General features: G+C 26.0%; 24 protein-coding genes and 2 pseudogenes. 5 read left to right on the forward strand and 21 right to left on the reverse strand.

The annotated features are described in order from the left end of the window. Window positions 1-55 precede the first annotated feature (55 nt). The 5 genes from licT to IC175_RS05590 form a co-directional block, all read right to left on the reverse strand. Window positions 56-898: a BglG family transcription antiterminator LicT gene (licT, locus tag IC175_RS05570; protein WP_227433820.1), complete on the reverse strand. Its 843-nt coding sequence runs from the start codon at window positions 896-898 to the stop codon at window positions 56-58. Window positions 899-2102: 1204 nt separating this feature from the next. Further along, complete coding sequence (locus IC175_RS05575) at window positions 2103-2294, reverse strand: hypothetical protein (protein ID WP_227433819.1); 192 nt, start codon at window positions 2292-2294, stop codon at window positions 2103-2105. Window positions 2295-2412: 118 nt separating this feature from the next. Continuing rightward, window positions 2413-3573, reverse strand: a complete 1161-nt coding sequence (locus IC175_RS05580) for an ABC transporter permease (protein WP_227835601.1) — start codon at window positions 3571-3573, stop codon at window positions 2413-2415. Window positions 3574-3585: 12 nt separating this feature from the next. Further along, entirely contained in the window at window positions 3586-4260 is a 675-nt protein-coding gene (locus IC175_RS05585) for an ABC transporter ATP-binding protein (RefSeq protein ID WP_227835600.1), read from the reverse strand. Window positions 4261-4274: 14 nt separating this feature from the next. Beyond that, window positions 4275-5363 (reverse strand): SH3 domain-containing protein, encoded by a 1089-nt coding sequence (locus IC175_RS05590; RefSeq protein ID WP_227851247.1) that lies wholly within the window; start codon window positions 5361-5363, stop codon window positions 4275-4277. Window positions 5364-5775: 412 nt separating this feature from the next. Here IC175_RS05590 and IC175_RS05595 point away from each other — a divergent pair, with 412 nt between their 5' ends. Beyond that, window positions 5776-6396, forward strand: coding sequence for a hypothetical protein (locus IC175_RS05595; RefSeq protein ID WP_227433815.1), 621 nt, complete (start codon window positions 5776-5778; stop codon window positions 6394-6396). A gap of 170 nt (window positions 6397-6566) precedes the next feature. Then, a pseudogene (locus tag IC175_RS05600) lies at window positions 6567-7708 on the forward strand (IS256 family transposase). A 668-nt stretch (window positions 7709-8376) separates the two neighbouring features. On the opposite strand, the gene IC175_RS05610 reads toward IC175_RS05600, so the two are convergent. From IC175_RS05610 to IC175_RS05670, 13 genes are all read right to left on the reverse strand, one after another. After that, entirely contained in the window at window positions 8377-8589 is a 213-nt protein-coding gene (locus IC175_RS05610; RefSeq protein ID WP_176702544.1) for a helix-turn-helix transcriptional regulator, read from the reverse strand. Beyond that, a complete protein-coding gene (locus IC175_RS05615; protein ID WP_227830974.1) occupies window positions 8590-9006 on the reverse strand; it encodes a hypothetical protein in 417 nt (138 codons plus the stop codon). 941 nt (window positions 9007-9947) lie between these two features. Then, window positions 9948-10583: a type 1 glutamine amidotransferase family protein gene (locus IC175_RS05620; RefSeq protein WP_227851248.1), complete on the reverse strand. Its 636-nt coding sequence runs from the start codon at window positions 10581-10583 to the stop codon at window positions 9948-9950. Window positions 10584-10659: 76 nt separating this feature from the next. Further along, window positions 10660-11622: a helix-turn-helix transcriptional regulator gene (locus IC175_RS05625; protein ID WP_227851249.1), complete on the reverse strand. Its 963-nt coding sequence runs from the start codon at window positions 11620-11622 to the stop codon at window positions 10660-10662. A 307-nt stretch (window positions 11623-11929) separates the two neighbouring features. Next, window positions 11930-13801 (reverse strand): hypothetical protein, encoded by a 1872-nt coding sequence (locus tag IC175_RS05630; RefSeq protein WP_227851250.1) that lies wholly within the window; start codon window positions 13799-13801, stop codon window positions 11930-11932. Next, window positions 13801-15366, reverse strand: a complete 1566-nt coding sequence (locus IC175_RS05635; RefSeq protein ID WP_227851251.1) for an ATP-binding protein — start codon at window positions 15364-15366, stop codon at window positions 13801-13803. Before IC175_RS05635 ends, IC175_RS05630 begins: the two co-directional genes overlap by 1 nt. A 15-nt stretch (window positions 15367-15381) precedes the next feature. Then, a complete protein-coding gene (locus tag IC175_RS05640; RefSeq protein ID WP_227851252.1) occupies window positions 15382-17061 on the reverse strand; it encodes an ATP-binding protein in 1680 nt (559 codons plus the stop codon). Window positions 17062-17080: 19 nt separating this feature from the next. Next, on the reverse strand, window positions 17081-18226 hold the full coding sequence (locus IC175_RS05645) for a hypothetical protein (RefSeq protein WP_227851253.1): 1146 nt from the start codon (window positions 18224-18226) through the stop codon (window positions 17081-17083). Window positions 18227-18539: 313 nt separating this feature from the next. Then, entirely contained in the window at window positions 18540-18815 is a 276-nt protein-coding gene (locus IC175_RS05650) for a DUF6809 family protein (protein ID WP_227851254.1), read from the reverse strand. Between the two features lie 247 nt (window positions 18816-19062). Beyond that, a complete protein-coding gene (locus IC175_RS05655) occupies window positions 19063-20400 on the reverse strand; it encodes a replicative DNA helicase (protein WP_413927236.1) in 1338 nt (445 codons plus the stop codon). A 9-nt stretch (window positions 20401-20409) separates the two neighbouring features. Next, window positions 20410-21153 (reverse strand): hypothetical protein, encoded by a 744-nt coding sequence (locus tag IC175_RS05660; RefSeq protein WP_194150553.1) that lies wholly within the window; start codon window positions 21151-21153, stop codon window positions 20410-20412. A 21-nt stretch (window positions 21154-21174) separates the two neighbouring features. After that, entirely contained in the window at window positions 21175-21489 is a 315-nt protein-coding gene (locus IC175_RS05665) for a hypothetical protein (RefSeq protein ID WP_003433761.1), read from the reverse strand. A gap of 3 nt (window positions 21490-21492) precedes the next feature. Then, complete coding sequence (locus IC175_RS05670; protein WP_009891540.1) at window positions 21493-21693, reverse strand: helix-turn-helix transcriptional regulator; 201 nt, start codon at window positions 21691-21693, stop codon at window positions 21493-21495. A 137-nt stretch (window positions 21694-21830) separates the two neighbouring features. Between IC175_RS05670 and IC175_RS05675 the strand changes: the two genes are divergently transcribed. Genes IC175_RS05675 through IC175_RS05685 form a run of 3 tightly spaced genes read left to right on the forward strand, consistent with a single transcriptional unit; the run spans window position 21831 to window position 24569 of the window. Further along, window positions 21831-22604 (forward strand): helix-turn-helix transcriptional regulator, encoded by a 774-nt coding sequence (locus IC175_RS05675; RefSeq protein WP_227851255.1) that lies wholly within the window; start codon window positions 21831-21833, stop codon window positions 22602-22604. 56 nt (window positions 22605-22660) lie between these two features. Next, window positions 22661-23413 carry a Fic family protein gene (locus IC175_RS05680; protein WP_009891548.1) on the forward strand — a complete coding sequence of 251 codons (753 nt, stop codon included), beginning with the start codon at window positions 22661-22663 and terminating at the stop codon, window positions 23411-23413. Beyond that, on the forward strand, window positions 23403-24569 hold the full coding sequence (locus tag IC175_RS05685; protein WP_227851256.1) for a site-specific integrase: 1167 nt from the start codon (window positions 23403-23405) through the stop codon (window positions 24567-24569). Before IC175_RS05680 ends, IC175_RS05685 begins: the two co-directional genes overlap by 11 nt. 115 nt (window positions 24570-24684) lie before the next feature. Here IC175_RS05685 and IC175_RS05690 read toward each other — a convergent pair whose 3' ends face one another. The 3 genes and pseudogenes from IC175_RS05690 to IC175_RS05700 all read right to left on the reverse strand — a co-directional run bounded on the left by IC175_RS05690 (window position 24685) and on the right by IC175_RS05700 (window position 25864). Next, window positions 24685-24915: a hypothetical protein gene (locus IC175_RS05690; protein ID WP_227851257.1), complete on the reverse strand. Its 231-nt coding sequence runs from the start codon at window positions 24913-24915 to the stop codon at window positions 24685-24687. Window positions 24916-24967: 52 nt separating this feature from the next. Beyond that, window positions 24968-25190 (reverse strand): annotated as a pseudogene (locus tag IC175_RS05695) (helix-turn-helix transcriptional regulator). 326 nt (window positions 25191-25516) lie between these two features. Then, on the reverse strand, window positions 25517-25864 hold the full coding sequence (locus tag IC175_RS05700) for a nucleotide pyrophosphohydrolase (protein WP_227851258.1): 348 nt from the start codon (window positions 25862-25864) through the stop codon (window positions 25517-25519). Between the last annotated feature and the right edge of the window lie 16 nt (window positions 25865-25880).

Genomic DNA, 25880 nt, shown 5'->3' on the forward strand with positions numbered 1-25880 from the left:
TCCTTTCAATAACCCTTACTATATACTGCCTATATACTGCTGAAAAATTATCAACTTACATATTTGAATCTTTAACTACTTTAGCTAAATGTATTGTTAAATATATAAGTTCATCATCTGTTAATATGTAGTTATATTGTTTTTTAATAAAATTGTTAATTTTAACTACACATTCAAACTCTTTATTATATTTAGACCTAATAATAATTAATAAGTCTTTATCTGTCTCACCTTCATGTACACTATTTGAAAGTAATCTCTGTGCAAAAAATTTCAGATGCATTATAAATCTATAATAAAATACTGATTCCTCATGAAATTCTATCCTAAAATGATATCTAACTATACTAAGTACTTCTTGTATTAACTTTGTAATATCAGATGCCAAAGTATGACCTTCACTTAACTGAGCATTTACTATATGAAAAGCTATAAATCCAGCTTCATCTTCAGGTAATTTTACACCTGTTCTGCTTTCAATAATATCTAGCGCTTTCATTCCAATTTCAAACTCTTCTTTATAGAACTTTTTAGTTTCCCAAAGTATTGCATTCTTTACGTTTATTCCTTCTTTCATTCTTTGAATTGCAGAATATGTATGGTCACTTAATGATATATAAATACTTTCATTTAACTTCTTGTTTAACTTTATTTGTGCATACTCTATAATTTCACTTGATAATTTCATGTGCTCCATAGGAATATTATTAAGTAATTCCTGCAACTTATTTGATATTTCTTTATTTGATATTCTAAATACTTTATTTACTTTAGTTTTATCTATTAAATCGCCTTTTGATTTTTGATATCCAATGCCTCTGCCCATGACAATAATTTCTTCATCATTGCCATCTAATGTAATTACAACATTATTATTTAATATCTTATTAATTATCATGATTATCCTCCTTTTGAGCATAAAAAAAGCTTATCCATAATAATGGGCACAATCCTTCCTAGGATACTGCTATTATTAATGAATAAGCTTAGCTTGTACTTAAACAATTACTACCTAATTCCAATTATTATGATAAAACATTAGATATATTTTGTCAACGTTTTCTTTCAATGTATTTTATATTTATATATATAGACTATAATCTTTTTTGTTACTCTCATCATAATTTTTATCATAGAAAGGTCATTTATCTTATTCATAAATTCAACTACTAACTTTTTCATTTGAATTAGAATCTATATCAATAATAAAAAGATTTATGAGTCTAATTTAATATTTTTTTGAATCAATATAAATATAAAGTAATCTATACTTAGTACTACCAAAAACTCTATTGAAATTAATAAAAATCCGAAAAATTCATAATCTGTGTAAATGTTTTAAATACTACTATCCTTACAGATATTAATATAAACGATATTAAAAATACCAATCCTAATAAAATATATTGTTTTTTCTCAGTTTAGTTGAACATACTATTAATTCCTCTACCTTATAAGTTTATTGTTTAGGCTCTTCGATTTATATCTCATGCTATATTGTTAATTGTAGAAAATAAATCTATAATAGCTATATTCTAATTCTTAATAGATTTTTATATAGTTGCTTATTTTATATTAAAGCACAAAATACTCATATCCAATTGGTATAAGCATTTTCGGTTATCATCATATTTACTTAGGATACTTTAATTTAGTTATTTTTTATAAACATAATTCCACTATTTACTAATTCCTATATTTCATTAGCGTATAAAGCAGAAATTTCATAACTTATAACTATATATTAATCTTTTGCCACTTCATAAATAAAAAATTTGCTTCACTTAAACCATGTGTAGACGCACTATTTCATGTAGATAACGGCTGTATCTGTTGCTTTAGCAACGAGTTGACGATATATTTATATGTTTTAAGCTCATTAATTGGGATTATAAAACATCCATCTACTTATTATATAATAAGTAATGTTAAGTTATTTATAAGTATACACATTTTGTATATTAAAGATAAGCATATCACTGAATTTTATTAAATATTAATTATATAAAATAAAAATAAACCCAGTATCTTGTTATTAACCACTAGGTTTATTTTTATGTTTCATATTATTCTAAAGTATTTGATGTAATCATATATATTTTTTATTGATCACGTCCTATTGTTCCATCTTCAAGACCTTTTTCTATTTGTTCCTCGCCTAGTTTTGGTAAATTGTTCTGTTGCTCTGTCTCTTTTGGTGTATTATTTATTTCCTTCTTACCTTCACATCCAATTACGCTAAGAGCCACCATTGATACTATTACTATTGCTGTAAATTTCTTATTAAATTTCATTTTTTCTCTCCTTTTATTTTATATATTTTTTATTTTATTACCTTTTTCATAAAACTAATATTTATTAAATTTGCTAAACAGTATATTAATTATCTAACAAATTATTTGATGTGTAATTTTATTCTGATTTAAGTGCTACTATTGGTTGTAACTTAGATGCTTTATTTGCAGGAGATATTCCAAACACTACTCCCATAAATACTGCAAATCCAACTGCAGCAAATACTACATTCCATGCTATATAAGGCTCAGCCTCCATTGTTCCTAGTATTGGAAATGATCCAAGTATACCTATTGAAGAACCTAATATTCCACCTATTAAGCTTATTGTAAGAGATTCTACTAAGAACTGTACTAGTATAAAGTTTCTAGGAGACCCTAACGCTTTTCTTATACCTATTTCTTTAGTCCTCTCATTTACAGATACTAACATCATGTTCATTATACCTATACCTGCTACGAATAAAGATACACTTGCTATTGCTCCTACCATTAGGTTCATAATGGCATCCATTGATTTCATTGAATCTATCATTTCTTTATTACTTGATACATAAGAATCGTTTGGTGCCATACCTTTTTTAGTAAAGTGAGCTTTTATTTCATCCATTGTATTTGTAACACTATCATTTGAAGCAGATTGTACATTTAATTTAGATATATCACTTACTCCTAAAACAATTTGTGCTGTTTTATAAGGCATATATATAGTATCATCTTCTGGGCTATTATAAGCTTCATCAATCTTACTTAATACACCTATAACTTTGTATGGTATAGACTTAATATTTATTGTTTTTCCAAGTGCATCTCCTTTGGGGAATAATTCACTGGCAACTTTACTCCCTAATACTATAACTTTAGTTGATTTATCATTGTCAATTGGCATAATAAATCTACCACTCTTGATTTTAGTGTTGTTTAGTTTTGCATAGTTTTCATCCGTTCCAACTATACTTTTTTTACTATCTTTTTTATCATAACTCACAGTTGCTGAATCACTTATTTCTGGAGATATTTCTTTTACATTCGAACTACTTTTCAATACTTTTATATCAAATTCAGTTATTTTTTTATCTCCATATACACTTGTAGTTATTAAATCTAGTGGCTTTGATTCAAAACTTTTATACATACTTTGTTTACTACCTATAGATATTGTAACGAATAGAATTACACTGGCTGTACCAATTGATATACCTAATATAGTAAGAAATGAGCGTAGTTTATTAGCTTTGATTTCTCCTAATGCCATCTTAACTATTTGGAAAATATTCATATACGCCACCCCCTATTCAAAAATTTCACCATCTTTAATTCTTATCAATCTTTTAGCATTTCTTGCTATATCCATGTCATGAGTTATCATAATTATAGTTTTACCTTCTTGGTTTAGACCTTCTAATATCTCAAGTATTTCTTTACTTGTTTTACTATCTAATGCTCCTGTTGGCTCATCAGCTAGAAGTATTTGTGGATTTGTAGCTAGAGCTCTTGCTATTGCTACTCTTTGTTGTTGCCCTCCAGATAATTGATTCGGCCTATTATTTAATTTATCTTGTAGTCCAACCTTTTTCAGACATTCTATAGCTATTTCTCTTCTTTCTTTAGGCGTTTTACCTTGGTATATAAGAGGAAGTTCTATATTTTCTAAAGCTGATAATTTATTTAATAAGTTAAAACTTTGGAATATAAATCCTATTGTCTTATTTCTTACAGCACTTAACTCATCTTCACTTAGTGATGTTATACTTTTTCCGTCCAGTATGTATTCACCATTATCAGCTAAATCTAAACAACCAATAATATTCATAAAAGTTGATTTACCTGAACCTGATGGACCTATTATAGATACAAATTCGCCTTTTTTAATATCTAATGAAACCTTTTTTAATATAGTTATTTTTTCATCGCCTATGCTATATGATTTCACTAAGTCCTTAGCTTGTATTACATAATCATTCATATATTATCACCTTTCTATTCTATTGATTTTTCCATTGTTGAACTTAATTCTGCCCCTGAATTTTCAACAGAGCCTTTAAATGACTGTATACTTATACTTTCATTTTCTGAAAGTCCTTTTGTAACTTCTATATATTCTGAATCTGTAATTCCTGTTTCAATGTATTTTTTTTCACTTGTACTTGCAAGAGTAACAAAGTATCCTTTTTCATCTTTTTGAACCGCCATTACAGGAATCTTTATTACATCATTTTTTTCGTTTATTATGATTGTACCTGTTACAGACATACCATCTTTAAGACTTTGTATAGTTAAATTATTTTCTAAAATCCATCCAATAGTTTTGTCACTAGTTTCAACTTTATACCAATTCTCTTTTTTATCTAGTATTGCTACTTCTTCACCTTGTAATAATTTACCAAGACTCTTACTATTAGATGCATTATTCTTTCTAAGACTTGTATCATTGCTAGCTATTTTTACCTTTACATCTTTTTTATCTATTCCTTCTAACTTAACTCCATGTTTTTGTATCCACCCTTGTGTGTTATCTTCTAATCTAACTCTCATCCAGCTTCCTTTTCTTTCTAATATGTTGAATTTATCTCCTTTTTCTATTTTAGCTACTTTTCCATATTCTTTAGATGGTCCTTTTCTTACACTTATTTCTTCGTATTTACTCTCTCCAACTTCAAGTATCAGGTTAGAAACTGCCACAGTTACATTGTATGTCGGACTCTCTCCCTCTTCTGCTTTGTTAGATATTTCAGTTATTGTTCCTTTTATAGTTTCATCTGGAAATGCCTTTGCATTTATCTCAACTATTTGATTTACTTCTAACTGAGATACATCATATTGATTCACTGATACAATTATTTTAATGGCATTTGGATTGTTTCCTTCTGCATCAATTAATGAAACTTTTCCTCCAGCTGATACAACTGATTTTATATTTCCTTTTTCTACTGATATAGTGTTCATTGTTAAATTCATTTGCTGTTGTTGTTTTGCCTCTGTATTTTTATTAAGCCCTATGTATGCCCCCGATCCTGCTAGAGTTATTGTAATAGCTGCTATAACTATAAGTTTTTTTGGTTTTTTCATGATATTCCTCCTTAAGTATTGTAAAGTACTGTAAATATATAATTACACTTTAATATTTTCCATAATTTATCTTATATTTGTATTTCTCATCACCAATATAACATCTTAATATTTACTTTGATAAATGTTAGGCTTTAGAGCTAATCCTTAACTCTGGTATGAGTGTAACATCTTAATGTTAATCTTATGTTTACATAAACGTAGTTCTTGTATATTTGATTTATCACAAGCTAATCTCTTTGTTTTATTATGGAAATTCTTCCTTTAGTATCATCCATAAATTAATACGCTACAAACTATACCTCATATGTTAATTGTATGTTTACTCTTTAGCTATAGCATTGAGTTTCATTTTAATATATTATAAACTTCTTATTATCAAATAAAACGATTATATATAAGGAGAAAAAGTATGAAAATAACAAAAAGTCACATAGTAGCACTTTTATTAGTAGCAACAACATCTTTAACTATAGGATGTGAATCAGCAAATAATAACAATAAGAGTAATAAAATAACTCAAGTACCATCTGATACTCAAAGTGTATCTAATTTTACTTTAGAAAAGATGGATAAATTAAATAAAGAAGTCTTACCTCAAGTAGAAAAACTATTTAAAGAAAATGGTATAGAGATTAAGGATAGAGAATTTGATGAAGGTATAGAAAAAAAACCTGGAGATATTTATAAGACACATATGAATAATTCAAACACTACAATTGGTGATATTTTAATTGCAGAATATATTTCTAAAGCTAATGAAGGATCTTGGAGAGTTACTTTAGCAATAAATACTGATAAAGATACATTTAAAGGTAATAAATTCAAAGTAGAAGATACTTTATTTCATAGTTTATCAAATATTATAGTTAAAAATAATATAGATTACTCTGATTTAAATAATCAAATAAATGAACTTGCATCTAATGAAGATGGAAAGTTAAAATCAGTAAATATCGAAAGTGGAGATTTTAATATTGGTGTATTATTAACTGGTAAATATATTATGTTTGATATTACTTTAATCAACTAAATAAAAATATCTAGGATAACTCTATAAGTAAATTTATATTCTTCTATTATTTCTAGTGGCTTTAATATAAAGTGTGTATTTTTCCAAAAAGTAGTGATGATTAGAACATCAAATATCACTATATAAAGAAAAGTTCACACTTTTTATCTTTAACAAAGTGAAAAAAACTTATTGAAGAATATGATGTTAAAATAACTACAGATGTTCAAGATATGTTGAAAAATTTATTTGCAAGTACAATTCACCAGATGTTAGAAATAGAGTTTGATGAGCATTTAGGTTATGATAGATATAATAATAGAAACACTAAAAACTCTAGAAATTGATATAAAAATAAAAATGTTAAATCAGATTTTGGAGAAATAACTTTAAATATTCCAAGGGCCCGAAATGGAGATTTTGAACCAAAGGTAATTAGAAACTACGAAAATGATATATCAGGAATAGAGAACCAAGTGATTGGAATGTACTCAAAAGGCATGTCTACTTGAAATATATCAAGTCATCTTAAAAATATTTACGGAATTGATATATCCCATTCACTAATAGCTAAAATTACTGATAGAGTTATACCTTTAGCTCATGAATAGCAAAATAGACCACTTGGTATAATTTATCCAATTGTATTTATGGATACTATACATTATAAAGTTAGAAGTGAAGGTAGAATAATAAACAAAGCAACATATATAACTATAGGTATTAACTTAGAATGTATAAAGGAGGTCTTAGGGATATGGATTGGAGAAAATAAAGGTTGAAAGTATTAGCTAAATGTATTTACATATGTTAGAAATAGAGGAGTTAAGGTTATATTAATAGCTTCTGTAATTGGATTTTCTGATACAATTAAAGCAGTATTTTCTGATACTGAAATACAAAGATGTGTTGTGCATCAAATTAGAAACACTTTAAATTATATATCATACAAAAATAGAAAAGAATTTGCAAAATATTTAAAGAAAGTATATGCTGCAATTACAGAAGAAGTAGCGTTAAGTGATCTATCGTTCTTAGAGAAAAAATGGGGTAATCAATATACAAAGCATTAAGAGGTTGGCAAAATAATTGGAATGAACTAGCAACATATTTTAAATATCCTCAAGAGATGAGAACATTGATATATACTACAAATTCAATAGAAAGTTACAATAGATTATTAAGAAAGGTTACTAAATCAAAGTATATTTTTCCTTCAGATGATTCTTTACACAAATCATTATACTTAGCAAATATGGATATTTTTGAAAAATGGACTCAGATAATTAGAAATTGGACTCAGATTTTAACCCATTTAAGTATTTATTTTTAAAAAAGAAATTTAACTCTAAGTTAATAAAGAAATATTTCAAAAAAATCAAGAAATTTTCTTAAATAGATAATAATTTTTCGAAAAATAGAAAAAATATGAAAGTAAGGCTATGATTTTTACAACCATAGCCTTATCAATAAATATCTAATTATCACTTAAAAAATAAATTTTCATTTAAAGAATACACATAAATATTTCCAGACTCTATCTACTTTTTTAACTATTTACCTTGGATAGCCCTTATGATACATTAATCCATTTTCTAGCATTAATTCTTGAGTTAAGTATATATGACCCTTACAATGCATATCTGATACACCCTCACTTATAAGTTTATATGTTTCAGAAGTATATAAATAATCCAAACTTTTACCTGTATTTTTGGAAAATTGTAACATAATTTTTTTATATAGTGATTGCAACAATGTCTTATTAGCTTCTATAAAACTATACCTTCTCCTCGCATCTAAACTTTAAATTTTTATTTATTATTTATTATTTAACTGTATATTCACTAATTTTTATAATTTATAATACTCTTCTTATCTTAAAACAATTATAATCTAACCTTAATCACACATTATATTATATATAAATATTTTTAACAAACTTAATAATTAAATAACTATATTTCATTAATCATCTTATAAATATTTACAATCTATCCACTATTCTTCTTCAATAAATTCAAACAAATTTTCTACTGTAGTATTAAATACTTTAGCAATATCCATCGCTAACTTTAAAGAAGGATTATATTTTCCATTTTCTAAGTGCACAATAGTCTCACGTCTTACCCCAACTGATTTGGCAAGTTCATTTTGTGTCATAAGGAGCTTTTCTCTATATTCTTTAATTTTTGTTTTCATCAATATTGCCACTTAGTTACATATCCCCCTTTTATCAAAATATATATACAAAATTAATTTAGATAAAGATTGTATAAATAAAACAGCAATAAGAATTATACCAGTATCCAAGTTTGATATATTTATATTCCTTGTATAAGGTGTTGCAAAAAAAATAGCTATTATAACTATAGAATATATCATTATTTTTATTGCAATCTGATTAACCTTTGATAGTATAAATTTAGATGATTCATCAACTAAATCATTATATTTTTTATTATAAATTGAATAACATCCAAAGACTATTAACCAACTCAACCCTGGAAGAGAAGCGGTACTTGGACCTTTAAAAATATACTTAGTCGCTAATACAGCTATAAAAAAATAAGTTATTACAAGTAATTCCAAGATGAGCTTTGATCTTACACCAGTTTCTGATTTATACATATAAAATCACTCCTTAAAAGTTATATATTTATAACACCTTATGTTATAAATATATAACTTTTCCAAATAAATTGCAATAGAATATTGTAAATATTTAGTAATATCTTGATAAATATAACTTATAAAAAATTTCATAATAAACATCAAATAGTTACAAATAATATTATAAAACTACTTCTTCACTCATTTTTATGGAACTGTCTATTAAAAAAACTCTTCTACTATAAAAACATATTCTTTAATAAACATTACAATACAGTGCTAGATTAGTTTACTATATCTATTCTATCAATCATATCATTTGCTAACTATTTTCCTAATGAACATGTAATATTGAAATATATAATTATACAACCTAAATGCACCCCCATATTCCCTCAAAAAACATTTTTCTGTGGTTGAGATACGGTTGGTAGATTTCATCACCAAAATAAAAAATACTAGTCAATATTGACTAGTATTTCCAAGTATTTCATTATTCTTTTTTACAAATTGGTGGAGACGAATCGCAGGAATAATACCCACGATTAATTCATTTCATATACAACGCTAAGTTTTTATTAAAAATATACATCACTTTACTATTCTATGATATAACACAACAAAAGAAACTACAATCTATGAGTGGTGGTTTCATATAGTCCTAGTTCCTATAGTATGTAGGAACTAGGTGTACTCTGTATAAAACTAATTATAAATTTTATTATAGGAGCTATCGTTTCTATTTGTATTGCTATAAGTACTAATTACATATATGATAAAATAAAAAACCACTTATCTATTGGTCGTAGAAAAAGTGGTTTAGAATTTGAATTTAAAATTAAATTCAAGTTCACTAAAAAGTAATCTATACTAGAAACCACTACTCTACCCACTAGATTATAGTTTCTTTTTATTTTATCTATAACTATATTATACTACATTACATTTAAAAACAAACCTTAAACTTCTTTATTACAATTCATTAGTTCGAAAAAATATTTAGAATCATGAGTTTTATAAAGGTTTAACCAAGAACTTAATGCTTCTTCTTTAAAAACATCTAAAACTTTTAAAACTTGTATCGTAAATTCTAATGGTGCAATCCCTGAAGCAGTAATTAAATTTTCATCGCTAACTGCAGATTCCATTTTATAATATTTTTCTCCAGAATAACTTGGTATCATCATTTTAAGAAATTCTAAATCATTACTTGTATGATTTCTAAAATCTAGTAATCCTTTTTTAGCTAACCCTAAAGTAGCACCACAAATAGCTGCAACTATAGACCCTTGTGTGAAAGCTTCTTTAGTTTTTTCTAATATTTCTTCATGAATTTGCGATGTCCAAGTACCTCCTCCTGGTAAAATTAATACATCATTACTTTCAATATTGCACTCTTCTATTGTCATATCTGGTAACACTTTCAATCCACCCATTGTTATAATAGGATTTTTATCAATTCCTACTGTAAGTACTTTTAATGGTTTTAATCCTTTTTTAAAATATCTTCCTGTATTTAATTCAGCAGTTAAATATCCAACTTCCCAATCTGACATAGTATCAAATACATACATATATGCTTTTCTATTTTTCATTTTTTTCTCCTTATATGATTAATTAATATACCTTATTGTAAAATAACTTAACTGACATACTCTGTCAGTCAAGTTATTAAATTTGATAATGATTAATTAATTCGAGTAAATTTTCAACCATTTTATGCCTAAGACTTAATGGTTCAATTATTTGTATCGATTTTCTATAAGGTATAAGTATATTTGGTATATAGGTAAATATTATATCTTCTTGAAGTTTAAATATTACTTTATTTGGAGTCCTTTCTTTCAAATAATATCCTAGAAGCCAATGCTGACATAAGTTGTCCAATGCATTCATCCTTCCTTCTATAACTAATGTTGTAAGATTATCTTCATCTTTTGTTTCATCTATAATCCCTTTTATAAAAAATTCACTTGCAGAGAATTCCTTTGGTCTACTAAAAGTATTTGATGTTTCTATGATACTACTAATTCTATCTACCCTAAAACTACGAATCTCATTTCTCATTTGACAAAATGCTACTATGTACCAATTATTATTCCAACGAACAATTCCATATGGATTTATAATCCTACATTTTGATTTTTCTTCACGACCTGTACGATAGTTGATTTCTATAGATAATTCATTTACTATACTATTTTTCAACTTTTTAAGTACAGATTCTATAGATATTTTTCCTGTGGGTTTTATTACTTCAAAACCTATTAAATGTTTTGTTAAAATTTCTTCTTGTTTTTGATTTGAATACATTTTTAACTTTGATGTTGCTTTATCTAATGTGTCATCTAAGAAACATCCCTCTTCTTTAGCAAATATAGCTGCATGAAGTAGAGCAGTTTGCTCTTCTGTATCAAAAAAAAGAGGTGCTTTAATGAAGTTATTTAAAAGGCTATACCCACCATTATGACCTGTATCTGAAATTATAGGTACTCCACTAGCAGATAATGCATCAATGTATCTGTAGACAGTCCTTATATTTATTTCTAGTTTTTCAGATATTTGTTTTGCAGTAATTTTTTTATCTGAGTTTAATATCCATAATATAGACATCATGTTGTCAATTTTAGCCATATAGTTTTACCCCTTCATATATGTTTTATAAGTTAATTATATATGTTATTAAAATAATCTTCACAAAAAAAATATTAGCAAATTGCTAATATTTTTGTGGCTTTTAATGGTGGAGACGAGGGGAGTCTATAAGTGGTTATTTGATTGTTTTGTTGGTTTTTGTAAATGTAGGTATATAGCTATTTAGTTATGATGTTAGAGCAATCTTTTTGATTGTTTTTTATTGTTTATTTTTGTAGTTGGGGTATTATTGGGGTATAATTTTCTACTTAGTATTTAAATATTAGTATAAAAATAGGTTTTATAACTAATTGTTATAAAACCTATTCTTCATAATACCTTCGGCTTGGTCTCTTGTTATCGTATAATATTTCAGAATATTCAAAATTTCTTTATCATTTGTTAATAGCTCTATATCTTGAAATTCATTTTTTTCTATTATCCTTTTAGTAAAAATAATTTTTTCTTCATTTAAGGATTTGAAATCCTGCCACCATTTGTTGGTCAAACCACAGTCTTTAAAAAATTGACGATATATTATAAATGTTTCTGGCATATATAGTAGTTTATAAAAAGCATTTTCAGATTCTCCAAATGCTTCATTAAAAAAAGATGTTCCACTTCCCACTTTTCCTTTTGTAGAATTTAATATTGCTTGTATAGCCCTTATAAACTTTCTATTCCAATGTAAACCTATAAAGTTTCTATTTTTAAAGTATTTTGGGTCTTCTATAGGATGATATTTCATGGGAAAAGAATATATATTAGCATCTAATTCATCACATAAATCAACATTTAGTTTTAATCTCCTATATAAATCTATTGGTTTATCTTTATAATTATATAAAAGATAATTAGACAAATTTTTTATGCCATATTTAACTGCTGTTTTAACTGCATTTTCATAGATATCGTGTAATTTCCAGTCATCAAAAGCTATCCTTAGTGGTTTAATAGGTATTTCTGATAATTTAGACATATTTTCGTCATTAATCAAACGAGCATCAATTCCTTGATTAAAATCTACAATTCTTTTTTTGGGTCTTCTCTTATAGTATTTTTCAAATAATCCTTTTACATCTTCATAACATGATAAAATATTTTCTTTTTTAGCAGTTTCTATGTTTAATAACTTTTTTGTTTCCAAAATAGAAAATATGTGTTTTGTTTCTTCATTGAAATATTTATCCAGCAACAACTTATATAAACCTATAATCTTTTTTATGTATGCTCTATCATTATATCCTTCTCTTAGATTTCTAATTGCTACCTCAAATTCATTTGGTTGATGAAAAAGGTTATCTTTTGTAAACCCTGCTTCTTTTATCTCTTCAATAATTTTATTAAAGTTATTGGAAGCTAATACATTATTATCTAATAATAGTAGATCTTTTTTCTCTCCAAATTTTTCATTTGTAATCTTTATTTGCTCTTTTATACTTATAAAATCTTTGTATTCTGGTTCTAATTTAGGAACTGCACAAAAACTACATTTATTTATGCAACCTCTTGTCATATACCCAAAATAAGAATTATTTGCTGGATATCTATAATCTATCTCATCCAATATTGAATAATCTAATGGCAGGTTATCAATTATTATATCATTATCATCTAGTATTCCAGACTTATTTAATGCTCCAACAAAAGGCTTTATACCTGTCTCTTTTTCTATTTCATTTGGTAAGATGGATGCCATAACACCTCCAATCATAACATCCTTTTGGTGTTTACATAAGCATTTTGCAAAATTTATAGTTTCAATAGTTATATCCCAATAAAAAGTAAATAAAGTTGTTATTCCTACCCTATCATATTTTCTATAATTAGGATTAAGATATTCTTTAGTTCTATAAAACTTTCTATAATATACTAATAGATCTCTAATAATTGGATTATCATCTACTTTGGGAATTTTCTCTAGAACATCTTTTATTCCCTTTTTAAGATAGTAAATAATATCATTTTTATATTCTTCCCAAAAAACCTCATTACAATTTGCATACAATTGTTTTAATAAGTCATCATAGATATCATTTATAACTAAGTCCTTTAGATCCCCCTTGAAAAAAGTAACCTTGTCTCCTAACATTTTATAATATGTTGATATTTTCATTACTCCAATTGGAGGATATTTATTTTTATAATTTGGTTCTATTAATAAAATATTTCTATTCATTAGCTCAGCTCTTCTTGTATTTTCTCTATTAATGTGTTCGCTGTATCTCTTGGCAATACAGCTTTAATTACACTATATATTTTACTTACAAGTTTTTGTTCCTTTCTATTTAAATTAGATAATCTTTGTGTCATAAATTTTTTATTACTTTTAGTTTTTTCACTTTTTTTAGCTTTTTCATTTTTTATTTCAATTATTTTTTCTTGATTTTCACTATGTAAATATCCTTTTTCTAATATAGAAAATACTTTATTTACAACGCCTTTATCAGAAGCTTTGTCACTCACTCCTTTAAGGATTTTTTTAGCTTCTTCTGCCTCTTTAAGTTTTTCTTCTAAGTCTTTTTCAGATAATTTTTTTTCTTCTGAATCAATAAATCCTCCTTCTTTTATTTTTTTATTATATTCATTTTCTACCTTCTCATATTCAGATTTTTTTTTAAATGCATTTTTAATTTTATTTGCATGATGATATAATGTATGTAATTCTTCAAATATATCTTTTAGACCATCTTCTAACTCTCTCTCAGTTTCATTTTCATTAAAGTAGTCTCTTCTAGCATTTGGTATAAGATCTTTGCTAACAACATGAATTTCACCAATAAAATAATAATTTCCTCTTGTTTCTTTAAAGAAATGTATTAAGGTTCTTTCATTTCCAATTTGAATATTCTCTTTCCTTAATCTAATTCCTCGCATTTGATTACATACAGGAATTGACTTTATAAAACCAGATACCCCAAACCACATCCAAGCAATTAACTCATTATCACTATTCATGATCTTTTTAAATTCTAAATCATATATTTCATCATATGATTTTTCTCCTTTTTTAGTATCTTCATAAAGTTTATTTCTATAGTTTTTAAATATCTGCTTTCCATTTATACAAATTTTATATTCATAAATACTCATATTTTCATTATTTATAAATTCATAAATTTTTTCTTTATAAATAAAATTATGATATGGAACTGGTGCTATTGAAGATAAATACTTTTCCACTTCTTTAATATCCATTAACTCTTTATTTTCATTATTAACATTAATTAATTCTACTTCAAAAAAATGACTTTCTTCGCCACAAACATCTTCTTCATAACTTATAATATTAGCCAATAATTCTTCTGCTGTACATCTACAATTTTTATCACTTAAGATTTCTTTACATTTTTTTGCATCCCAGATCATTACTGATTTTAAATTTTCACCATAATATGAAGATGAAAATTTTAGTTTATCACAGTATGCGATTCCGCCTAATCTTCCTATACCCCTAAACCCTTTATCTGTATCTCTATCTTTTTCAGAATTTGCAATATCAGATAATCTTTTTTTAAAATACTTCTTTTGAATTCCAGTAGCATTATCATATATTTTTATATTTCTTGTCTTTTTATCTATATCTATATCTATATAAGCCTCTTCTTGTTTGATTAAACCAGTTTGAACAGCCTTATCTATCTGATCTGCTGAATTCTGTATATATTCTCTGTAAATAACTCTACAATCTTCATACATACCTACTGTAAGATTTTCTATAATATTTTTCCCTAATATAATCAATTAAAAACACCTACCTTATTTATACTGCTTATATAATGGTTTTGGAAACTTTATATTTAATAACGACCTAAAAATAGGATTTTGAATAATATACTCACCTTGTTTTAACCTTGTCATCATATTCTTATACACTGGTGAAATAAATTTATAATCACTCTTAGCTATTTCAATAGCATTTGTTCTTCCATAGACATGTGTAGAACAATTGCCTGTAACTCTACTATGTATAGCACTTTTAAATTGTTCTGCAGAAAATAATATAATACCTAAAGATCTACCTCTTTCTGCTATATCCAATATTTGTCTAAGTATTGGCGAATTTTTAGGAGAATCTGTAGATGCATACTTGTTTAATTCGTCAATGAATATTACTATTTTGGATGGAATATTACATTCATCATCACTTCCATATTCCCCTAATTTTAAATTGTAAATTGTTCTGATAGCATCTCCGAATACAAAACTTTGCATGTCTTCATTTAATTTCGCTATATCTATAACATGTATTTCATTTTTTTTAATATTCTTTAATGACTTATTTATACGAACTTCATTATTATCATAATCAACTCTATCATTAAATATAGCATTTTTATATATTGATTTTCTTATTATACGATTAAATTTTCTCCAACTTGCTACAGTAATCTCTTTATCATAAGATTTAACGCCAGCTTGGCATCTATCTTGTATTTCTTCTAAAAAATCATCCCATAAAGTAAACTTTCCAAAACCACCTTGGTTAGTAATTATATAATTTAAAATTGAGTCCATAGATTGAGTAGGATCATCTAAACTAGAAAACATTAAGTCTAAATTATCCTTATCTTCTTCATATATATATTTATACATAAAGGCTTTATTTAGTTTTTGTTGGTCATATAATGTTTTTTTATCCATATATGTATTCCATATATTTTGTTCAGAATATGGATAATAATATTTAACATTTTTAAATGGATCTTTTGATAATCCTAACATATCATATAATTTATAGGATTCGTCTCTCTCTTCTATACTTTCAAAATCATTTTTTTCATCTATTGAAAGTAAATCTTTTCCCTTAACATTGAACAATACAAAAGCTACACTATCATTATCTTCATCATTTTTTATATAGTAATCTTGTATTGATTTCAATAAAAACATAGCATATGAAGTTTTAGTTGCTAAACCTGATATCCCAGATATATTTAAATGCGCACCTTCTGGACCAATTAGAAATCTTGAATCTATATTTACAGGAAGCATCACTTTCTTATCTTCTTCTGAACTTTTGTACATCTCAAGATATCCACATATCATTGGATTTTTAATATTAGACAACCCTAATGCCTCAGAAATTTCGTTAGCATTTGCCATATATACTTTTTCATTATTCAATAGAGGAATATAAATATTCTTTGTATTTCCTATTACTTGTGCTTTAATGTAATTCATACCTATTCTATGTGTATTTTCAACTGAATTAACATCCCCAAAATCATTAGATATATAACTTGATAAAAAATTAGCTGAATCTGTAATATGAGAGATTTCTTCTATTACCCCATAAGAAAAACTCCCATTTATATGACTTATTTTCACTACATCAAATGGATTTAAAATTAATTTTGGTGATGTCCAGAAAAAAAATTCATCAATGGTAGATGGATTTTTCTCTGTTGCAATTACTTTCCCTATTACTTCTCCCATACATATACCCCTATTCTATTTAAAATATATTTAAAAATAATGTATTACTAATATACTTGCTTTTTACATAACTTTCAGTTAAAAAAACTGGATATAAGTGATTTGCCCATCTAAAATCTTTTCCATAACAGACTGGGTTTCTCTCATTGATAATATTAGCTGTAATAAAATCAACCTCCTCTGAATCTAATCCATGTTCAATTTCTTCATCTGTTACTAATATTCTTTCTAACTTTAAAACTCCGTCAAATGCATTACTAGTATATCTTTTTTCTCTTATACGAACATACCAAATAGCAAAGCTTACATCTCCAAACATTTTTGAAGTGTACTTACTAACAGGAGTTCTATTATATAATTTTAGATTTGCTATGTAATTTGAATTGTTTTTTCCTTTAATATCTAAGCATTTTTCAGGGTTAAAAGATTTAGATACTCCAACAACCCATCTATAATTATTACGTATTTTTCTTAATTCCCTAAAATTACCTGTTGACATTACACGATATTCTAATGAACCGTCTTTAAGTAAGTAATTATTTTGATCTAACAGATTTTTACTTGCAAGAAAAGCTGTCATTTCTTTTTCCTTATCTATCATAAGATCTTGTATTACTGCAATACCTTTATTTTCTAAATTTTCTCCTTCATTTCGTAAGTATTTATATGTCAATATATCTGTAAATTCTATATTATTTTTTTTTAATGACATATTAGAATTTATTTTTTGTAATAAATTACTAAAAAAAAGTTGAGGATTCCACCCACCTTTGTTAGCAATTTTAGGAAGGCATATTACTGAACAGCGTTCAAATTTAAATGGTTTTATCTCTTTAGATTCTCTTTTACAGCATCCAATTCCAATTTGACCAGCAATAACAGGAAAAACTTGATTTTGATAAGATATATCATCAACCTTAAATACTCTTCTTGACCCATCTAAAAAATATGTAAATAGAGGTTTATACTTACTAATACTTTTAGCTAATTCTGATAAATCCTTAGGGCTTTTATGTTTTTCTGTTTCTCCAATATCTTTCCAAATAATTTCTTTGTTGTCATCATAATCAAGTGATGGAACTCTAATGCTATCAAAACTATATTTAAAAGTTCTAAAACTTTTTCCACCAGTTTCTTCAGCAATCATTTCCATTATATTATTCAACAAGTTCACCTCACTACACTATTCTATTATTTTAATACAATCTTCTTAATTCTCATACAAATTATACCATTTTATTGCTAATTCAGCTATATATTCTAGCTTTTCTTACTACATTAAAGATAAATACTTTTATATTTAAATGTTATCTACCTCTAATAACAAATTAAATGCTCAATTCTAGTTTTAATGTATCAATATATATTTTAAATCTATAGAATCATATTTCAAATTACCAATATATAATAAAAAACTAAATTCCAACTTATGTAAGTTAAAATTTAGCTTTTTATGATTACTAAGAATAGATCTCAGCTTAATCCAATAATCCAATTATAAAATTAGCTCCTGCCTTAAATCCAAGTTTATAACTAAGTTCTCTTTCAAATTCCATCAGAGAATTAAATAAATCATTTAATTCCATTAATTTATGTATTTCATTTTCTCCTGATAAGCTCTTTTCTAATAATTTATTAATCTCTCTAATTTCTTTCCAACATTCAGTATAATATTTGTCTTTTTCTAAAATATCGCTATACATATGTTCATTTATCCAATAATCAAAATATATTTCTATAATTTCATCATACATTTTAGTACCTCCTTGACTTTCATCAGGTACTTAATATATACTTAAGTTGCTAGGTTAGTGTACATTAAGTACCTAATTTATAAAGGTAGTTGTTATATTTATATGGCAACTACCTTTTTCTAATAAGTGTTTAAATCTAAACTCAATATATTTTAAATCTTCATTACATCTAATTAATACTTCTCTTTATCCTTCAATACTTCTTGAAACATAATTTATCTATTACTTAATAAATCATGCTTCTTTTTTATATCTCTTGTATCTTCTTACATTCTTCAAAAGAAAACAAATTTCCTATATACCAATATGGTCTAAATCCTGATTCACCATCTCTATTTTTAGCAACAATAATTTCGCTTAAATTAGCACCAAAACCTTTTTCTCTTCGTCTCAGCTCTCTTATATCCTCAATTCCCATTGTCTTACAATAATTAAGAGCCTCTTTTTCTGTAGGTCTATGAATATATATAACTGAATTAGAATCCATATATATCTGCTTTGAGCTTCTCATTACTCTGTCCCCTTTAGGTCTTTCATCCTTCAATTCATCATTTAATTGAGCAAGCTGAATAACTGGTATATTAAAATCTAAAGTAATCTTTTTTATTTGCCTTGATAAGTCAGCAAATTTAGCTTCTCCTACTTCTTTGCCTTCATAATCCAAAATTTGCAAATAATCAATTATGACTAAGCTAGGCTTAATATTCTTTATTTCTCTCTTTATCCCTGATACTGTATTTACAGAGTCATTTATATAAAGGTTATTTTCTTGATTTATTATGCTTAAAGCTTGTATATATTTGACTATTTCATCATCATTTAGATTTCTGTTTTTCATTTTTACAACTGATATTCCAGTTAGTGAGGCTATATTTCTAAACAAAATCTGTATATCGCTCATTTCTCCACTTATAAAAAGTACTTTCTTGCCTTGAAATATTACATTTCTAAGTATTTGTAAAGCTAATGCTGTCTTCCCCCTTCCACTTTTAGCTGCTATCGTAGTTAGTTCACCCCCATATAAACCTCCTATAGTCTCATCTAAGAACTTTATTCCAGTCTTAATACCTTCATTTATTTCATCATTTATATATTCGAAAGCTCTCTCTGATATTGCTGTTATACTTGAATCCTTTTTTATTAGTTTTTGATTAGCTTTATTTATATCATTTTCTAACTGATATATAAGAGTATTATCATCTATTTCGCCAAGACTGAATTTATTGAATTTATCAATTATATTTCTATTTTTATATTTTTCAATAACTATACTGACATAACTCGTGAAATTTGATACTGTTGGAACTATTGTTGACAAACTAGTGATATAGCTTATACCTCCAATATTATTCAAATTACCTTTTCTCTTTAATTCTTCTGTAAGAGTTATTATATCTATTACTTCATTTCTCTTGTTTATTTCTTTTATAGCATTAAATATGTATTTATGTTCCTCATGATAAAACATGTCTTCATTTAACATTTGCTCTAACTCTTCTACTATTGTTGAGTCTAATAAAATGCTTCCTAATATAGATTGCTCTGCTTCTGTATTTTTAATTAAGTTGTTTGAATTGTTTATAATATAACCTCCTTACCACTTTAATTGTGAGTCATCTGGATTATATACCTTTTCATCTTTATTTAGGTCAGTTTCCTTGCTATGATAATTTCCTTCTAGTATCTTAGTAAAATTACTTGGATTCATTATCCAATCAAAGTTTGCTTTCCATCCTGTATTATTGTTTCCATTTAGAAAACTTGTCTTACTAACTATATTTATAACCTCTAATACAGTTTCTTTATCATATTCTCTTATTCTTGAATTTATTCTCCTCTTTCTTGTATCTGTTAGTTTCTTGACCTTTGAAAGTTCGATACAAGTTGAATTAAATTTACTTATGATTTCACTATATATAATATTATTTTCATTCTTTATATTCTTGATTGTTGTTGATTGATTGTTAATCGTCTGTTGATTAGGTTGTTGATTTTCTATGTTCTCTTGGTAAAGCTCCCAGTTTTCAATAGTTATGACTATATATTTGTTTGTTGTTTCGTATGTTAGAAAACCAGCATTTTTAAAAAACAACAAACAACTTCTAACCATTTGATAACTAACTCCTTTACCACATCTTTCAGCTATTTTGCTATATGAAGAAATAAATTGTCCAGACTTTATTTTTATCTTTTTATTATCTATAAAAACATGATTTTCTTTATGACTAGCCATAAGTAATAGAGTTATTAATATTACTTTTCTTTCTGGTTTAATATCTTTCCAAATTGATTTATCCAACAACTCCCTGTAAAGCTTTATCCACCCTTTATTGCTCAATTGCAAACACCTACTTTAAGACTATAACTTGATACCATTTGCATTTTCAATAAACCAATCATCCAATTTGTTTTTTATTATGTATACTCGATTATTTATCCATATACAAGGGAAACCTTTATTTTTAGAGTGACATAACTGCCTAAATTTTGATTCTCCTATAGGATAAAGCTTAGATGCTTCTTTACATGTTATAAGTTCAGCTTTATTTCTTTTCGCATTTTCAATAATTTTATATCCTTGCTTTTTTTCTTGTGCTTCTTCTTCATTCTTTACAATAATGTTTAAAGTAGCTTGTAATGTCTTTAAAACTTCTAAATTATTATTCTCTTTCATATTTTACTCCTCCTTACTAAAAAATAATTCTTCTACTGTTGTATCTAAAGCTCTAGATAGTTTAATCATCAAATCATTGCTTGGATTATTAGCCTTACCTGTTTCCAAGTTTGACAAATAATATCTTGATATACCAACTCTATCTGCCAGTTCTTGTTGCTTTAAACCTTTTTTAATCCTAAATATTTTTAAATTGATTCCCATACTTTTTCCTCCTTTTTTCTAGTTTACATTCGTAAACTTTACATTTTAATTATAATGTCGACATATGTGTGCTGTCAATAAGAATATATTATTTTTCTGTTCTCATTTGTGTACTTTTGGGATATACTTTATACGAGGTGATAATATTGCAAATTGGAAAAAACTTAAAAAAGATAAGAAAACAAAAAGAACTAACACAGATTCAACTTGCTGAAATTAGTGGCATCTCAAGAAATGCTCTAATAAATTATGAAAATGATAAAAGAATACCTAGTATAGATACCTTATCAAAACTCGCTAAAGCTTTGAAAATTGAAAAGACCATCTTTTATTTTGATATTGAAAATGAAGTAATGACTAATGAAGATGTTTTATACTTTTTACAGTCTTTATTCCCAGAAGAATACTATTCTTTTGATGAATTTTTAAATGCTATTTCAAATCTTATGGAAGATGATGATATTAGGATTACCTCAAGTTTATTGCTAGGTGCTTGGTCTGATAAAGACCAATATTGTAAACTTGGTGAAAAATTAGAACTAAATGAAAATCAAGTTTATAATTGGATACTTTCAGATTGTATATCTAATACTGAATTAGATTTTTCATTACATCCTGATGACATAAAAGAAATTATTAAAAATGATGTTCTTACAAAACAATCAATTGACGAATTATTAGATATTGGTCTATCAGAAGAAAATATAGAAGCAATCTATGATTACTTTAGTGAGGCAACAGATAATGGGAGTAACATTCGACTAAAAAAGTTAATATCTCAAAAAGAAAATATGACTATTAAAAATAATGATTACTTTAAATTATTACAAGAAAATAATGAATTAAAGGAAAAAAATAAAAAGCTTGAAAATACACTTAAAGAAATAAAAAAACTACTAAATAAAATATAAAAATATATCAATAGTATCTAAAACAATGGTAAAAAACTATGAAAGGAGCTACAATCATGAATAAATCATATATACCAAAATACACACATAAATTCCCTACGAATCTACCTCATGGAGATAAAAAGTATACTTTAACATACATTAGAAGAATGATAAGTGAATTTGTATATGATATGGGTAACCTAGAAAATAACCCCTTCACATTCCCAGAAGTACAAACATTACTTGATGGTATAACAGTAGGTGGACATAAATTAAGTGACCAAAATCAAATACTAAATATAAAATCATCATGGGATTATATAATAAAATTAAGTAACAAAGAAAACTTATCTTTAAATAAAGATACAATTTGCTCTATACATAAAATAGTTGCAAAAGATGAAGCTCTAATTGTTGGAGATTTTAGAAACGGTAACATAGGTATAGCTGGTACTACTCAATATGAGTGCATAGAAGCCACTCTATTAAATAATTTATTTATAAGTGACATAAGTATCATAAATAAAATAACTAACCCCTTAGAAAAGGCTATAATAATAAATTTATGGTTGTCCTATTGTCAATTCTTCTATGATGGTAACAAAAGAACTGCTCGACTTACCTCAAACCTAATACTTATAAGTAATGATATAGGAGTTCTATCAATACCAGCCAAACATAAACAAGAATACAACACATTAATGCTAAACTTCTATGAAACACTAGAAGCTGATGAAGTTATAAAATTCTTATTAGAGAAATGTATTACATTCTTCGATGGATATAACTATAAATCATATAAGGAGTTGTTTAAAAATGGCAACTAAAAGAGCTAATGGAGAAGGCTCTATCGGAAAATATAAAGATGGTTGGCGTTCTCGTATAATGATTGGTTATAATGAAGATGGAAAACCAATAAGAAAAGAATTTTATGGTAAAACTCAAAAGGAAGTTAAAGATAAACTTGATGCTTATAAAAAACAATATTATTTAAGTTCTGATATTTCAGATGATAAAATAACTTTAGAGCATTGGTTTTACAATTGGTTGTTTGAATATAGAATAAAAGATTTAAAACCAAAGTCATTTGAAAGATATGAAAGCATCTATCGTAATTATATTAAAGATACTGATTTAGGCAATGTTAAGTTAAAGGACTTAAGAGTATCCCACATACAAAAATATTACAATAGATTGCTTGATTCCAATAAAAGTATACCTACTATAAGACAAATAAACACTAAACTGAAAACCTGCTTATCAGAAGCTGAAAAACAATGTCTTATACAACGTAACTATTGTACTATGGTAAATATACCAGTTAAAAAAAAGGAAAATAAGCTTGAAATATTGACTCTTGAACAACAAAAGAGTTTTATAAAAGCTATAGAGGGTCATAAATTAGAGGTATTATTTTTACTTGCTCTTGGTACTGGACTTAGATTAGGAGAATTATTAGGACTTAAATGGTTTGATATTGATTTTAAGAGTTCTAATTTAACAGTTAAAAGAACTCTTCAAAGAACATATCTTATAGATAAAAATGGAAATAGAGAGCTTAAAGTATTAGAACAAGAGCCAAAGACATCAAATTCTTACAGAACTGTGCCTATTCCAAAGGATGTCTTAAATAAATTGAAAGAACATAAAGTAAATCAAAATACAGATATATTAAAGGCTGGAGAATTATATAGAAATGATAATTATGTATTTTGCAATGAATTAGGTATCCCTATAGATGATAAAAGACCTTTAAGGAATTTAAAGTCCATATTAAATAGCTTAAATATAGAGCCTATAAAGTTTCATGGTCTTAGAAAAACTTATGCAACTAGACTTTTTGAGAATGATGTCCTTCCTAAAACTGTACAAGTTTTAATGGGTCATTATGATATATCAATAACTTTAAATATATATACTCAAGTTATGGAAGATAAGAAGGTTGAAGCTGTAGAAAAGTTGGATAAAATATTTTCATTGTAAAAATCAAATACATATAAATATTGTGATTTCATATAGTTAATTACAAAATCAAAATAAGGATACAAATTAATTTTATATTATCTTGTATCCTTATTTCGTATCTAGTTTTAATTATTTATCTTGGATGACCTATATGGTACATTAATCCATTTTCCAGCATCAATTCCTGAGCCAAATATATATGACTCTTACAGTGCATATCTGATACACCCTCACTTATAAGTTTATATGTTTCAGAAGTATATAAATAATCCATACTTTCTTCCAAGCTTTTACCTGTCTGTTTGGAAAATTCTAATATGATTTTTTTATATAGTGATTGTAACAATGTCTTATTAGCTTCCATAAAACTATACCTCCTCCTTGCATCTAAACTTTAAATTTTTGTCTACTATTTATTAATTAACTGTATATTTACTATTCTTATTCAATAAATCTTCTACTGTAATATCAAATATTTTAATAATATCCATTCCTAACTTCAAAGAAGAATTATATTTTCCATTTTCTAAGTGCATAATAGTCTCACGTCTTACCCTAACTGATTTAGTAGGTTCATTTTGTGTCAACAAGTAGTTTTTCTCTATATTCTTTAGTTTTTGTCTTAATCAATATTGTCATATAGTTACATATCCTCCTTTTAGCAAAATATATATACAAAATTAATTTAGATAATGATTGTATATATAAAACTACTAAAAGAATTATACCTCTATCCAAATCCAAACCTCTTGTATGATTCTCTAAAAGGAAAATAGCTATTACAAACATAGAGTATAACATTATTTTTGATGCCCCATCAGCTAAATCATTATATTTTTTATCTCAGTATATATTTATATTTGTTTACATATTACTATAGAAATGGATATCATATAATTTTTTTCTTTTTGTATCAACTACGTAATATTTTATGTTCCTAATAAAACTTCATAAACAAAAATAAACTATAATTCAGTATATTTTTTACAAGAGCCTTTGCACTTACTAACTGGATACTTATCACTATTTTTTTCTACTTTATCACATAAAATTGTATCCATATCTAAATCTAATTCTTTTGCTAAATATATTAAATATATAAGAATATCAGCTATCTCTTCATGTATTCCTTCTAATATTTTAAAATCCGATTTTATATCATCGCTATTTTTATTATTCCATAAGAAATATTGTAATAATTCAGCTGATTCTATACTAATGGCTACTGACAAGTCTTTTGGTGTATGAAATTTACTCCAATCTCTACTCTCTCTAAAACTATATATCCTATTTAAAGTTTCTTTAGTTATCATTGTTTTCTCCATAAAT

The sequence above is a fragment of the Clostridioides sp. ES-S-0123-01 genome (assembly GCF_020658415.1).
Taxonomy (GTDB): Bacteria; Bacillota; Clostridia; order Peptostreptococcales; family Peptostreptococcaceae; genus Clostridioides.